This window comes from bacterium, from assembly GCA_035454885.1.
Lineage (GTDB): Bacteria > UBA10199 > UBA10199 > JACPAL01.
This window is the reverse complement of record DATIGE010000065.1, coordinates 39,501-53,271: the sequence shown is the minus strand read 5'-3', so window position 1 is coordinate 53,271 and position 13,771 is coordinate 39,501. Positions and strand designations below refer to the sequence as shown.

At 61.3% G+C, this 13,771-nt stretch carries 17 protein-coding genes; 3 read left to right on the top strand and 14 right to left on the bottom strand.

The window, feature by feature from the left end; genetic code table 11:
- Positions 1-280 (top strand): hypothetical protein (locus VLJ37_11535; protein ID HSA60303.1); only part of this gene is annotated, 280 nt, incomplete at its 5' end.
- A 112-nt stretch (positions 281-392) separates the two neighbouring features.
- Here VLJ37_11535 and VLJ37_11530 read toward each other — a convergent pair.
- The 5 genes from VLJ37_11530 to VLJ37_11510 all read right to left on the bottom strand — a co-directional run bounded on the left by VLJ37_11530 (position 393) and on the right by VLJ37_11510 (position 2,773).
- Positions 393-857, bottom strand: coding sequence for an SRPBCC family protein (locus tag VLJ37_11530; GenBank protein HSA60302.1), 465 nt, complete (start codon positions 855-857; stop codon positions 393-395).
- Positions 858-1,197: 340 nt separating this feature from the next.
- Complete coding sequence (locus VLJ37_11525) at positions 1,198-1,455, bottom strand: hypothetical protein (protein HSA60301.1); 258 nt, start codon at positions 1,453-1,455, stop codon at positions 1,198-1,200.
- The gene (locus tag VLJ37_11520; GenBank protein ID HSA60300.1) at positions 1,418-1,690 is read right to left on the bottom strand and encodes a BrnT family toxin; all 273 of its coding nucleotides are present in this window, start codon (positions 1,688-1,690) and stop codon (positions 1,418-1,420) included. Before VLJ37_11520 ends, VLJ37_11525 begins: the two co-directional genes overlap by 38 nt.
- Before the next feature lie 245 nt (positions 1,691-1,935).
- On the bottom strand, positions 1,936-2,445 hold the full coding sequence (locus VLJ37_11515; GenBank protein HSA60299.1) for a TerB family tellurite resistance protein: 510 nt from the start codon (positions 2,443-2,445) through the stop codon (positions 1,936-1,938).
- 88 nt (positions 2,446-2,533) lie between these two features.
- The gene (locus tag VLJ37_11510; GenBank protein ID HSA60298.1) at positions 2,534-2,773 is read right to left on the bottom strand and encodes a hypothetical protein; all 240 of its coding nucleotides are present in this window, start codon (positions 2,771-2,773) and stop codon (positions 2,534-2,536) included.
- A gap of 801 nt (positions 2,774-3,574) precedes the next feature.
- Here VLJ37_11510 and VLJ37_11505 point away from each other — a divergent pair.
- Entirely contained in the window at positions 3,575-4,054 is a 480-nt protein-coding gene (locus VLJ37_11505; protein HSA60297.1) for a hypothetical protein, read from the top strand.
- A 21-nt stretch (positions 4,055-4,075) separates the two neighbouring features.
- Here the strand turns inward: VLJ37_11505 and VLJ37_11500 are convergent, their stop codons facing one another.
- The 9 genes from VLJ37_11500 to VLJ37_11460 form a co-directional block, all read right to left on the bottom strand.
- Complete coding sequence (locus VLJ37_11500) at positions 4,076-4,543, bottom strand: CBS domain-containing protein (GenBank protein HSA60296.1); 468 nt, start codon at positions 4,541-4,543, stop codon at positions 4,076-4,078.
- Positions 4,544-4,604: 61 nt separating this feature from the next.
- On the bottom strand, positions 4,605-6,311 hold the full coding sequence (locus tag VLJ37_11495) for a cation:proton antiporter (GenBank protein ID HSA60295.1): 1,707 nt from the start codon (positions 6,309-6,311) through the stop codon (positions 4,605-4,607).
- A complete protein-coding gene (locus tag VLJ37_11490; protein HSA60294.1) occupies positions 6,311-8,077 on the bottom strand; it encodes an adenosylcobalamin-dependent ribonucleoside-diphosphate reductase in 1,767 nt (588 codons plus the stop codon). Before VLJ37_11490 ends, VLJ37_11495 begins: the two co-directional genes overlap by 1 nt.
- A 57-nt stretch (positions 8,078-8,134) precedes the next feature.
- Positions 8,135-8,473 (bottom strand): cyclic nucleotide-binding domain-containing protein, encoded by a 339-nt coding sequence (locus tag VLJ37_11485; GenBank protein HSA60293.1) that lies wholly within the window; start codon positions 8,471-8,473, stop codon positions 8,135-8,137.
- Positions 8,474-8,535: 62 nt separating this feature from the next.
- Entirely contained in the window at positions 8,536-9,249 is a 714-nt protein-coding gene (locus VLJ37_11480) for a Crp/Fnr family transcriptional regulator (GenBank protein ID HSA60292.1), read from the bottom strand.
- A gap of 46 nt (positions 9,250-9,295) precedes the next feature.
- Positions 9,296-9,529: a LapA family protein gene (locus VLJ37_11475; protein ID HSA60291.1), complete on the bottom strand. Its 234-nt coding sequence runs from the start codon at positions 9,527-9,529 to the stop codon at positions 9,296-9,298.
- Complete coding sequence (locus VLJ37_11470; protein ID HSA60290.1) at positions 9,526-10,434, bottom strand: NmrA family NAD(P)-binding protein; 909 nt, start codon at positions 10,432-10,434, stop codon at positions 9,526-9,528. The genes VLJ37_11475 and VLJ37_11470 overlap by 4 nt, the downstream gene beginning before the upstream one ends.
- Before the next feature lie 42 nt (positions 10,435-10,476).
- Positions 10,477-11,904: an aldehyde dehydrogenase family protein gene (locus VLJ37_11465; protein HSA60289.1), complete on the bottom strand. Its 1,428-nt coding sequence runs from the start codon at positions 11,902-11,904 to the stop codon at positions 10,477-10,479.
- Positions 11,867-12,535 (bottom strand): DedA family protein, encoded by a 669-nt coding sequence (locus tag VLJ37_11460; protein ID HSA60288.1) that lies wholly within the window; start codon positions 12,533-12,535, stop codon positions 11,867-11,869. The genes VLJ37_11465 and VLJ37_11460 overlap by 38 nt, the downstream gene beginning before the upstream one ends.
- Positions 12,536-12,651: 116 nt before the next feature.
- On the opposite strand from VLJ37_11460, the gene VLJ37_11455 reads away from it, so the two are divergent.
- The gene (locus VLJ37_11455) at positions 12,652-13,767 is read left to right on the top strand and encodes a deoxyhypusine synthase family protein (protein ID HSA60287.1); all 1,116 of its coding nucleotides are present in this window, start codon (positions 12,652-12,654) and stop codon (positions 13,765-13,767) included.
- Positions 13,768-13,771: the final 4 nt, after the last annotated feature.

The following is a 13,771-nucleotide window of genomic DNA, read 5'->3' as shown; positions in this document are numbered from 1 at the left end:
GGCTTTGGACAATCTCAAACAATCTTTGACCCAAAATCAGTTGCCATACTTTGAGCAACTTGCTCCTTTTTTTGAATGCTGGCATCAAATGCCAGTACGAGATTTCTACTGGGAACGCGAATGGCGTTTTAGGGGTGATTTTGTCTTTCAGCATAACGAAATGACGCTCGGAATATGTCCTCAAGACGAAATAGTTGTTTGGGAGGATGCTTTCCGCCCCATAAAGTTTTTTGATCCGGTTTGGGGTGTTGATCAGATTGTTAATAAACTATCGAGGTAAACTAAAAGACCGGTGCCAGGCACGCGTCGAACCCAACGAAAAATAATCACAATCCCTCATTCATACCCCTCAACCCCCCTCAATCTCCTCCCACTCCCCAACCCCAACCTCGTCAAGGTTGCCGAATACTTCCCTGAAGACGCCGCAGCGCTTCTTGCGATTCGCTCTCCATCTTGAAACGAAGGTAGACCGCGTCCAGCAAGATCAATGAGGCGGGGAGGTCATACCGGAAGAGACGGGTTAGCCTCGTCTTCTTTTTTCCTTCGGGCGAAAAGTGATAATCAATCCGGACCCTCGCCCGGTTCAACAACGGCAGGCTGATGGTCACCGTTTGCAGGGACCAGTCGCGGGGCGGCTTGGAGGAGACGACCTTCCAGTCGATGGTTCCCGAAAAGAACATCGCCGTTCGGAGCTTTTCCCGCACCCGGTCGCCGGCCTTGCCCGGCTTTTTCGTTTGGCCGGCGACCGACTGGGTCGCGGGGTGCCACTCCGGCCAATGCCCCATCGTCGTTGTGTAGCGGAAGGCCCGTGCGATGGGGCAGTCCAGGATCACTTCATGCTTGAAGATGCGCTTCATCACCCCTCCACCGTCTTCCCCTTCGTCTCCGACAGCCGCCGGATCATCTCACGCCCGCCGCCCAAAGAGTCAATGGGGTCAGGCAAATTTGCAGATCCCCCTGTCGAGGTTGCATTCAGGATTTAAGGCGCAACTCTCCAGCGGCGAACTTGATCGGCAACCTCTTTTGGGCCGGCCTGGGCGTCTTTCCGAAATAATCGTCGGGGAAGCGGTCTCCAGGTCGGGGAGGGATTTGGCGCAGCGGAAGGCGGAACTGAGGCACGTTCCCGACGCGCGATGCGGCCGTGACGCATGAACGCGCGGTGCAATTCTTTACAAGGCGGGGGTAAGGCGTAACGATTTAAGAAGCCATCCGTCTCTTCCTCGATTCAATCCCTTCCACCAACAATTGCCTGACAATCGAGGCCTTGGAGTTCGCCTGAAACTGGGCCAGTCTCTCGATCTCGGCACCGACCCAGGCGGGGATGTCCAAAGGGGGGAGTTTGATGGTCTTGCTTAAGCCCGGCGTGACCACGCCTTTGGAAAAGTCGACGGCGGCTTCGCCGGCGTCGAACTTCTGATCAAATCCCTTTTTGCTTGGCTTGCTCTTCTTCTTCATGCCTGGCCCTCCTTACGGATATGATACGCAGACCCGCCGGCGTTATGGCGAAAATCCCGACATAGTATTTGCTGTTGTACTTGCCGATGACCGCGTGTCGCGCCTCACCCTTGTCATAAGCCACCTCGGGGGCGAACACGTTCTTGCCCTCGAAGATGTGGTCCCTGGCCTCCTCGAAGCTGATTCCATGCTTTTGCCGATTCAGCCGATTTTTGGCTTCATCCCAGAAGTACATATGAATCCTATATTAAAACGATATGAGACTGCAATAGAGTGGGAAGGGCACGTCGATAAGCCCCCAAGGGCAACATATGCAAAGCGTGCCACGGCATTTTCTGAAGGAGAGTGGGGGCAGCCGTCCAAAATTCAAGACTCTCCCGTTCGATTTTTCAGACTCTCCGTTCCTTTGCCGGTAGAAACATCTCAGAAAATCCGTGATGACTCGAACGGGCGGTGCAGTTTTTCAAGAGGCGCGGCGCGCTATTTCAGCACGGCCAGGTAATCCCGGAAACGCGAGCGGATGGCGATGAATTGGGCGCGCGTGATCTCGAGTTCATCGGCGATCTTGCGGATCTCCGCGTCTTCCTGGGTTGAGATGGACTCGTCGGCCGCGGCCACGGCCAGCAGGCATTCCAAGAGATGTTCGCGTTGGGTCCGGTCCGAGACGTCCTTGAATCGGCGGGTGAAGAGATAGTTCTCCACGCCGCCCAAGAGCTGGTTTTGGCGCTTGGCGATTTCCACGACCAGCGCCGCCATTTCCGGCGAAAGATGCCCGAGGGATTGAAGGATCGTTTCCATCTTGCGGGTCTCTTCCTCGGAGATGTCGAGGTCGGCGTGGGCGACGCGGCTCAAGATGCAGGCGAAAAGGGCGTGATAGGCCGCCACCGCGGGATCGAGGCGGTCGAGTTTGCGGCTGATCTCCCGGACGGTGTCCGCGTCGTCCGCCGGTTTCGCGTCTTTCGGGAGGCCCAGGAATTTCAGGAACGACATGGGCGGAAGCGATAACCGCTTCGAGGACGGTTGTCGAGCCGTCAGAAACAGGGGTCAAAGAGGGGGCGTGATCCGGGTGTCGCCGATGCTAATTGCGGCCGCCGTTGAGTCTCTGCAGCTTTTGGCTCTTTTCCCAGATCGTCTGATCGAGGGCCTTCATCTTGGCAGCGGTCTCGCCTGCGACATCCCTCGCACCGTCCCGGGCCAGGCCGGCGGCGACCGAGGTGCAGGCTGGCCGCAGCTCAGGGGATAACGTCCCCTTGTCATCTTCTCTCCTGCAATAGGCGACAAAGGCCCTCTCCGCCAGTTTCGTAAGAAATGTGCTCATCGTGATCCTCCTTGCTGAGAGACAGAGCAAGCGACGTGCCATTCATAAGGCACTGAATATCATAAGGACAGCTCAATTTGGCCGAACAAGAACGTAAAGAGAGGTTAACTCTTTGAGGCGCCAAGCCCGCTGGGATGCGACGGGCTGGGCTTCCGGGGAGGCGTTATCAAATTGATAGGAATTTTCATTTTGATAATTTTAAGGCCATTTTCCAAATCGTTCAAATCGCTAACTAGCTGAACTCGCTTGGTTTTGTTTTTGGTCTCCTGATTGCAGTTTGGATCAAATGGGAAATTCTATGTCTCATGGGAGAAGTCTTTCACTCATTTTGATCGGTGGTTTCCTGGCGTTCACCTTTCAACTGATGACGATGGGTCACTGCTACGCCTTAGAACGCAATGGTGACCCCAGTGAATGCAGCAAGATTGCGAAAGAAACAGTGGTCATCGGTAACCCTCCGAGGGCGACATGCACTTATCAATGCGTCAGGTGTACCGTTGATGCAGAGCCAGGGACGGTGACCTACCGGTGTGATAGCTGGGAGTTGTCGGATTCAACGGGAGACTCCAACCTTTGCCACGGTTTCGGGACATCCGAAGCGGGGTCGACCTTGCCTCCGATTCAAGGAGAGGCGAGTAAGAAGATCGAGGAAGACGAAGAAATGACGATCAAAGCGACGGCTCCTGTCAAAGTGATCCCTCCTGCCCCGCCAAGACGGCCGCCGCCGCAAATGCTTTTTCCAAGATAGTCGCTGTGACCGTCCCCTAGCAACTCTCGCGGAAAACGGACGATGGGACCGGCATGTCCTCCCCCCTCGCCTTGGTCAATCTTCAGGCCGCCCTGGTCTCCGCCGGGTTCGCCCGGTCCACCGTCATCGGCGGGCCCCGGGACGCCCGGCAGGCCGCCGCCGTCGTTCTGGGCGAGCTTTCGCGGGTCCCCGCGGACGGTTACGCGGTCGCCTGCCCGCGGGAGGCGGGGCTGGCCGGGATGGACCGCGCGAAACTCCTCACACTGCCTTGCCTGACAGGATCCGGGCTGAAGGCGCAGATGGCGGCCGTCAGCCGGGGGTTGATCGATCTTTTCCGCGAGGCAGGGGGCCGCGGCATGAGATCCCTGGCCCTTCCGGTCCCCGAGTCCAGGGCCTTCGGCGAGATCGAAGACAAGATCGCGGTGCGCATGATCCTGGCCGCGGCGGAAACGTTTTGGACGATTGACTGCGCGTCCGGATTGAACCACGTCCTCGTCGCGGTGCAGGCGAGAGAATTGATTCTGGAGCTTTGAACCGGGACATCGCCCGGATCGTCACTCGCAGAGCAGCTTCAGCAGATCCAGGCTGGTGATGATCCCGACCACCTTTTCCTTTTCGGTGACCAGCAGGCGATGGATGCGTCCGGCCACCATCGTGCGGGCGATCTGCTGGATGGGGGTCTCCAAGGTCACCGTGAAGACGGTCGGCGTCATGATGTTCCGGACCAGGAGCCCTTCATCGCGGATCGTGAGTCCCCCGTAGTCCTCGCGATTCATTCCCCGCCACTGGCTCGTGAGAAAGAAGGCCGGGGGTTCGGACGTTCCTTCGGATCCGGTCCTGTCCGCCTCGCAGCGGACGATGTCGGTGGTCGAAACGACGCCGACCAACTGGCCGGCCTTGTCCACGACGGGCGCGCCCGAGATCTCCTTGTCGGTGAGGAACGTCGCCAGATCCGAGACCGTCATGTCCTCGGGGACCATCTCGATTTCCCTGCTCATGATGTCTGCAGCTCTTGCGCTCATGATCGCCTCCTCTTCTTTCGACACGCTATTCATAACACATCTTTTTTCCGCGAACCATGACTCAAAAGAAATCCGCGCTGCCGAACTCGCGGACCTTGCGGACGTAGTCGTCGACCTCGGCCTGTTGGATGCCGAGCTCCTTCAAGGCATACCGGCCCATTTCGATGCCGCCTTCCAGTTCCTCGGACACCACGATATCGGCCCCCGCCTCGTAGAGGTCCTGGACCTCTTTCCGGTATTTGGCCCGGGCGATGATGGAAATGCCGCCGCTCAGGCGGCGGGCCTGGCGGATGGTCGCCACGTTGTTGAAGTAGTCGGGGATCGTGATCGCAAGCATTTTGGCGCGCTCGATCCCGCTCTTGTAAAGGATGTCTTCCGAGGCCCCGTCCCCGAAAAAAATATTCGGCTTGGCCGTCTTGGTGCGTTCGATCGTCTCGGGGTTCAATTCCAGAATGACGTGGGGGATCTTGTAGTCGTCCAGGATCCGCCCCAGCGTCTCCCCCAGGGGGCCGAAGCCGCAGACGATGACGTGACCCTTCATGGCGGAGACCGCTTCCTCCAATGACCATTCTTCCGCGGACGATCCGATCTTCTTGAGGCCCGGCAGGCGGGCGATGCGCTCGGAAAGCGGAAGGGACCACTTGACCATGAGCGGCGTGGCGAACATGGTCGCGACCGCCGTCGCCACGATGTATTGGTAGAACGTGAAATCGATGACGTTCAAGGTGCGTCCCAGGGTCGCGAGCAGGAAGGAAAACTCGCCGATCTGTCCGAGGAGGATGCCGACGTTGGCGGAGATCCGAAGGGGCGCGCGCAAGAGGAGGAGGGAGCCGGTGGTGATGGCCCATTTCAAGGCGGGGATCAGGACGACGAGCAGGGCGATCGTGGCCAGGTTCTGTCTCAGAAACGCGAAGTCCAACAACATGCCGATGGAGACGAAGAAAAGGCTGTTGAAGCAATACCGGAACGGCGAGACCTCCGCGAGGGCCTCGCCCTGAAAATCGGTGCTGCCCACCATGAGCCCGCCGAGAAAGGCCCCAAGCGCGAACGACAGGCTCATCTGATGGGTGATCCACGCCATGCCCAGCGCAAAGACGATGACGGTGATGAGAAAGAGCTCGCGGCTTCGCGTCTTGGAGATGATCCGCAGGACGCCTCCCGCGAGAAAGCGGATGGCGACGAACGTGAGGGCGAAGAGGACCGCGATCTGGCCCAGGTGGAGAAGGGTGTGACTCCAAAACTCGCCGGACTCGGAGGGACCGAGCGACGGGAGGAGGGCGATCATCGGAATGACGGCCAGGTCCTGCAGGATGAGGATGCCCGTGCCGATTCTCCCCGGCAGGGATTCGTGCATGCGTTCGTTCATCAGGGCCGACAGCACCACGGCCGTGCTGGACAGGGCGATCACGCACCCGAAAAAGACGCCCTGCTGAACCGGCCAGCGCATCGCCCATCCCACGGCGATGCCGGCGGTCACCGTCCCCGCAATCTGAAGGAGGCCGCCCTTGACGACGTAGGTCCTGAGCTTCGCGAAGGAGGCCAGCGAGAATTCGAGGCCGATGGTGAAGAGGAGGAGCGTGACGCCGATCTCGGCCAGGATCTCGATCCGATGCGCGTCCTCCACCAGCCTGATGCCGTGCGGTCCGATGAGGGCGCCCGTGAGCAGAAACCCGATCAGCGCGGGCAGCCGCAGGCGGTGGACCAGGACGATGAAAGGGACGGCGACCAGAAAGATGACGAGAACGTCGCGAAGGAGCAGCCCGCCCATTAGAGTCTGCACTCCGTGGGGTCGCACTTGGGGGAATATTCGTATTGAAGCGGATCCTCGCCGGTGCCCACCTCCAGGACCTGCGTCGGCTTGCTGCCGTAGCGGTAGATCGTGATCCCCTTGAGCCCCAGGTCCCAGGCGGACCAATAGGCGCGGGCGACGTCGCCGGGGGTCGATTCCTTGGGGAGGTTGATCGTCTTGGAGACGGAATTGTCCACGTGCTCCTGAAACGCGGCCTGGATCGCCAGGTGGGCGTTCACCGGGATCTCCAAGGCCGTCGTGAAGAGGCGGCGCGTCGCTTCGGGAATCCCTTTCACGCTCTTCAGGCTCCCGGTCCGGGCGACGGCCTTGAGGACGTCCTTCCGGTGAAGTCCGTTCTCCTTCAAGTGGGCGATAAAGATCGGATTGGCGTCGATGAGCGTTTTTCCTTCCAGGGCGCGGCGCCGGTAGGCGAGCGCGAAGAGGGGCTCGATGCCCGAGCTGGTGCCCGCGATGATGCTGATGGTTCCGGTCGGGGCGATGGCGGTCAAGGTGGCGTTCCGGAGGCGGATCCTTCGCCGCTCGTGCACGCTTCCCTTCCAATGCGCGAAGACGCCGCGCTCGCGGGCGAGGCGGCGCGAGGCCTCCCGGGCCTCGCCGGCGAGAAAGCGCATGACCCGTGAGCCCAGCCGCGCGGCCTCGGCGTCGTCGTAGGGGATCCCCAGCAACAGGAGCAGTTCGGCGAATCCCATGACGCCGAGCCCGATCTTCCGGTTGCCGCGCGTCATCTTGTCGATTTCCGGGAACGGATAGCGGTTGACCTCCACGACGTCGTCCAGAAAGCGCACGCCCTTCCGGGCCGTCTCCCCCAGCTTCTTCCAGTCGATCTCCGGTTTGCGTCCCTTGCGGACGAGCATCCGCGAGAGGTTGATCGAGCCCAGGTTGCACGCCTCGTAGGGGAGCAGGGGGATCTCGCCGCAGGGGTTGGTGGCCTCGATCGCGCCCAGGCGGGGGGTCGGGTTGGCGCGGTTGATGGCGTCCAGGAAAATGAGCCCCGGATCGCCCGTCGCCCAGGCGGCCTCGGCGATGCGCCGGAAGACCTCGGCCGCCTTGAGCGAGCCGGTCTTCCTGCGGGTGCGGGGGTGCAGGAGGTCGTAGCGTTTCCCCGAACGCGCGGCCTTGAGAAAGGCGTCGGTCGCGCCGACGGAGAGGTTGAAGTTCTGGAGCGTCTTTCCGTCGCGCTTGGCGTCGATGAATTCGAGGATGTCGGGATGATCCACGCGCAGGATGCCCATGTTCGCGCCGCGCCGCCGTCCGCCCTGCTTGATGTTTTCGGTCGCGGCGTCGAAGATCTTCATGAAGGAGACGGGGCCCGAGGCCTCGCCGCCGGTGGAGACGATGAACGATCCGCGGGGCCGGAGCCGCGAAAAGGAAAAGCCGGTGCCGCCGCCCGTGCGCTGAACCAGGGCCATGCGCTTGACGGCCTCGAAGATGCCTTCCATCGTGTCGTCCACGGGCAGGACAAAGCAGGCCGAGAGCTGGCCCAGGGGCAAGCCCGCGTTCATGAGCGTCGGGCTGTTGGGCAGGAACTCCAACTCCTCCATCATCCGGAGAAATTCCCCGGACCAAAAACGGGCGGAACCGCCCCAGACCGTTTCCGCCGAGGCGACGGCCCGCGCGACCCTCCGGAACGCCTCCGCGGGCGTCTCCACGACGCGTCCGCGGGTGTCACGCCCGAGATACCGCGCCTCCATCACCCGGAGGGCGTTGGGGGAGAGTTGGGACACGATGAAATCCTCCGGCAATTCGAGAGTCTGAATCGCACCCTTGGGTGTGGGCGTATCTTAGCACGCCGAGGCGTATTGGAGGAGTAGTGTCTTTGAAATGAAGATGGTCCGGCAGTCCTCGGCGGCGACGACGTCGCAGCAGGAGTGCGTTCCGTTGAGCACGGAGTGGAGTCCCACCACGTCGCCCTGGGGAATTCGTTTTATTTCTTCGTGCTCGCATTCCTCGGTTCCGCCGGTCAGCTCGACGCGGCCTCGCAGGATGACGAACACGCCGTAGGGACTATGGTCCTTGTAGATGAGGGTCTGGCCCCGGCGAAAGGTGAGGGCCTGCCCCTGTGAGAGCAGCCCCTCCCAAGGCAAATCGCCGGTCTGGCCGGCGCCGTGCTGCATGTCCATAGAATACAAATTAGCCCTTTTTGGGAGGGGGCGACATGATCTTGATCAGGTCCCCGGGAGATCTAGAGTGGAATGTTGGCGGTTTCGACGAGGCCCTTGGCGTCCAGGACGGTGATGTCCCTCTCCTTGACGTCGATCAGGCCGTCCTTTTTGAACTCCGAGAGGAGCCGGATGGCCGTTTCCTGCGTGACCCCGATCATGTCCGCCATTTCCTCCCGGGAGAGCTGCAGGTCGATCCGGACGCCCGACTTGACGGGCTTCCCGTAGGTCTCCTTGAGCATGAGGAGGAGCTCGGCCATGCGCTCGCGGACGGAGCGGTGCGCGATGCTGGTGGCCAGGTCCTCCGCATCCCGGAGTTCGCGGGCGAGCTTGCGGATGATGTTGAGCGAGAGCTGGGGGTTCTTGGAGAGGAGGGGGAAAAAGGCGTTGCGGTCGACGCAGCAGATGGTGGCGTCCTCCAGGACCTCCGCCGTGGCCGCATACGGCTCCTCGGCGAAGAGGGAGCGGTAGCCCAGGAGGTCTCCCGGCCCGGCGATCCTCACGATCTGCTGCCGTCCGTCGACGCCCGTCTTGTAGAGCTTCACCCGGCCCGCGAAGATGCAATACAGGCCGTAGGATTGGTTGCCCTCATAAAAGATGACCTGGCCCTTCTTGTACTGGTTGGTCGTCTTGTGTTCGGAGCACTCCTCCAAGCCGGCCTTGTCCAGGCTGCAAAGGACCCCGAGGACGCGGGAGCCGCAGGTCGCGCAATCGAGTTTGCCGTTGGGGCGCTGCATAATGGAACAGTTCACCATAGTTCGCGGGAAGGATCAAGCCGTAGGGTCAGTCTTTGTGGGTCCCGTCCCGGCCGTGGGACCGGAACTCCCGCGCGCCCACCAGGGCCAAGCCGGCCCCGGCGATCATCGAGAGCAGGATCAGCACGAGCTTGGGCATGGCGGGCAGGGACCAGAAGAGAAAGTCCACCTGCGTGGGCTCGACGTTTTGAAGGATGACGATCAGGAACAGGAGGAGGAGCAGGGTCCAGGCGATGAATTTGGGTTTTTTCCAAAAGGTCATGAAGCCTCCTTTGAATAGGCGGGGGCGAAGACGGTCTTGGCGAACTCTTCGATCGAGGTCGGCGTCGTGTTCCGCTTGGTGCGCGGCTCCGTCGGGGCGATGATCCCCTCGTTGAAGCCCCGGTACATCTCGATCATGAGACGGACGGTCTTGGCGGGAAAACCCGTCTTCAGCATCGCCGCCTCGACGCCCTCGTAAGGGAATTGGACGTAGGGCAGATCCGGTTTGCCGATGGCCCGCCCGAGGACGGAGGCCGCCTCGGACATCGAAAGGTCGCGCTCTCCCAGAATCTCCTGGACCGACTTTCCCGAAAAATCGAGGTTCGAGAGGAGGGAGGCCGCGCGTTCGGCGATGTCCTTCGTCGCGATCATCGGGATCTTCAAATCGGGCCTCAAGGCCGCGCCCAGGACCCCCTGGGATTTGACGACGCCGATCAGAGCCAGGAGGTTTTCCATGAAGGAGGGCGGACGGAGGTGGACGACGTTCAAGTCCGGCAGGGCGTTCAGGCGCTCTTCTTGAAAGTGCAGACCCAAGATGACCCCGCTCTTCTCCGGCAGGTGGCCCCCCACGCTGCTCAGGTTCACGACATGCGCGACTTTGGACTGGGCGACGGCTCGCGCGATGGCCTCCCCCGCGCGGTCTTGGAAGGCGCGGTAGTCGTGGCTCATCATGTCCGGGGGGATCATCGTGAAGACTCCGTCCGCCCCCGCGAAGGCCTGGGTGAGGGACTGGACGTCGTCGAAAGCGCCGGCGTGGACCTTGGCCCCCTTCGCGGCCAGGTCCTTGAGCCTTTCGGAGGACCGCCCGAGGACGATCACCTCATGATCCTCCTCCAAGAGACGCTCGGCGACGACGCGGCCGATGTGGCCGGAGGCCCCCATGACGGCGTAGGTTTTGTCGGACATAATGATCCTCCTCTTAGCACGGTTCGGATTTTTGAGGAATGGTTAGATCAGTTTCTCGCAAATCGTCTTGCCCAAGAGCCTCGGCCCTTCCTTTATATAGACCAATTCGTTCCTCTCGTCGGGGGCGACGCTCGGAAGCTCGCGTCTGGCCGGCGGTTCGGGCATCTTCGGGCTCTCCAGGAATTGGTAGAGATACTCGGGACCGCCCGCCTTGAAACCCAGGGACGAGACGCGGTAACCGCCGAACGGCTGGCAGGCGACCAAGGCCCCGGTGATCTTCCGGTTGATATAGAGGTTGCCCACCTCGAAGTCGCGGCGCGCCCGCCGGATCGCCTCCGGGTCCCGCGAAAACAGACCGCCGGTCAGGTCGTAGGGGACGCCGTTCGCGATCCGGATCGCCTCGGTCAGGTCCTTGGCGCGCATGAGGCAGACCACGGGACCGAAGATCTCCTCCCGGGCGACGCGCGCCGAGGACGGGACAGCCTCGAAGATCGTCGGCGGGATGCAGCGAGGCTCGCCGGGGGACTCACCCTGAAAAAGCAGTTTCCCCTCCGTCTTCCCGATCTCGATGTAGCGGCGGATCTTCGCCTCCGCCTCGCCGTCGATCACGGGCCCCATGAAGTTCGCCGGCTCCTTCGGGTCGCCGACACGGATTTTTTTCGCCGCCTCGACGAGGCGTTCCCGGAATTCGTCGTAAACCTTCGGGAGGACGATGGCGCGCGAACAGGCCGAACACTTCTGGCCCTGGAATCCGAAGGCGGAGAGGATCGTCCCTTCGACGGCGCGTTCCAGATCCGCGGTCTCGTCCACGACGATCGCATTTTTTCCGCCCATTTCGGCGAGCACGCGCCTTTTCAGTCCCGCGATCCGCATCCCCACTTCCTTGGAGCCGGTAAAGCAAACCAGATCGACCTCCGGTGAACGGACGAGAAGGTCGCCGACCGTCTCGCCGGGGCCGGGCAGAAAGTGGAGGACGCCCTCGGGGCAGCCGGCCTGCCCAAGGATCTCGAAAAGCCTTTGAGCGATGACCGGGGACTGCTCGGCGGGCTTCATGAGGACGGCGTTGCCCGTGACGAGGGCGGCGGAGGTCATGCCGGCCAATATGGCGAGGGGGAAATTCCAAGGCGCGATGACGGCGGCGACCCCGGCCGGTTTCATCGGAAGCCCTTCCTCCGCGATGCGGAGCGCCTCGCGGGCGTAGTATTCGAGGAAGTCGATCGCCTCGCAGACGTCCGCGTCGGCCTCCTTCCAGTTCTTGTGGACCTCGAGGAGGATCCATGCGGTCAGATGGGAACGGTCCCTGCGGAGGATCTCCGCCGCCCTGAGGAGAAGGGAGGAGCGATCGGCGGCGGACGTTTCGGCCCACGCCCGGGCGCCTTGGCGGGCGCGTTGGACGGCGCGCGCCGCCTCTTCGAGGGTGGCGGCTTTTTCCTCAAACTTCGCCGGTGTTTCGTTCCGGAACGGAGTCATGGAGCCTCCGCTTCTTGAACTTCGCCGAAACGAGCCGGATCAGGAGCGGGAGCATGGAGACCAAGACGATGCCGACGATGACCGCTTCGAAGTTCCGTTTGACGACGGGAATGTTACCGAAAAAGTACCCGGCCAGCAAGCAGGCCACGACCCAGAGAACCGCGCCGGAGACGTTGAAGGCCGCGAAGCGGGCGTAGTTCATTCTTCCGACGCCCGCGACGAACGGAGCGAAGGTCCGGATGATGGGGAGAAAGCGCGCGAGAAGGATGGTCTTGCCTCCGTGGCGCTCGTAAAAATTCTGCGTCTGAACCAGATGATTGTGATTGAGCCAGCGCCGGTCGGCGCGGAAAACTTTCGGACCAAGACGCCGGCCGATGCCGTAGTTGACCGCGTCGCCCAAAATCGCCGCCGCGGTCAGGATTCCCAGAAGCATGGAAAGTTTGAGGGGCGATCCATCGACGGCCGCAACGGCTCCGAGCGTGAAGAGGAGCGAGTCTCCCGGAAGAAACGGCATGACGACCAGGCCCGTCTCGCAAAAAACGACGACGAACAAGAGCACGTAGACCCAAGGTCCCAGCATCGTGATCCATGCGTTCAGATGTGCGTCGAGATGAAGAAAAATTTCCAGCACGATGATTTCCCCGCGCGCGATTCATGTCCATTTTTCGGCCAAAAAGCGAGGGTTTTCGTTGACAAGGGAAATTGAGAAATGGTGTATTAGGAAAAATTTCCAAAAATTTTTCTATTATGCCGAAGGCGCGAGAAACAAATCCTGCGAAGAGTCATGAGGTCTACTCCGTCGAGGTGACGGACCCCGCCAAGAAGCGCGAAAAAAAGGAAATGCTTTCCGAAACGGTGAAGGCGCTCGATCTCGAGAAGGCAAAGACCATCGCGGACCTCGTCGATTCCTTCAAGGACATGTCCATTCAGGCGCGCCACATCGGACGCTGCGCCGAGGTGTTGGAAAACATGCTCTCCGATCCCGACCGGCCGACGGTTTTTCTCGGACTCGCGGGGCCTCTCGTCGCCGCGGGGCTCCGCAAGACCATCCGCGACATGATCGCCTTCGGCCTGGTGGACGTCGTCGTCTCCACCGGCGCCGTCCTGTACCAGGATTTCTACCAGTCGCGCGGTTTCCATCATTTCAAGGGCACGCCGGGCGCCGACGACGTCAAGCTGCGTGATCTGTACATCGACCGCATCTACGATACCTACGTCGACGAGGAAAAATTCTGGGAGACGGATTGTTGGATCGGGCAGTTCGCCGACACGCTCACGCCGGGCGTCTATTCCTCCCGGTCCTTTCTGGAAAAGCTCGGCGGGACGGTGAAGGACGACCATTCCATCCTCGGGACCGCGGTCAAGAAGGGGATCCCCGTTTTTTCGCCGGCGATCAACGACTCCTCCATCGGCATCGGACTCACCGAGCATTATCACCGCTGCGTCAAGGACGGGCGCGAGGGGGTCGTCATCAATTCCATCCGCGACAACTATGAGCTGACGCAGTGCGTGGTGAAGTCCAAGAAAACGGCGGCCATCTACATCGCCGGCGGGGTGCCCAAGAACTACATCAACGACTCGGTCGTCATGGGCTACATCTTCAACAAGGACACGGGCGGCCACACCTACGCCCTGCAGGTGACGACGGACGTCCCCCACTGGGGCGGTCTGTCCGGCAGCACCCTGGACGAGGCGACCTCCTGGGGCAAGATCGGTACCAAGGCCAACAAGGCGATGGCCTTCGTGGAACCCTCGGTCGCCGTCCCCTTGCTCGTCGGATACGCGCTTCAAAAGAACCTGGCGAAAAACAGAAAACCACTGACATTCTCGTGGGATAACGACATTCTGACCTCCCTGAAGTAGGGGC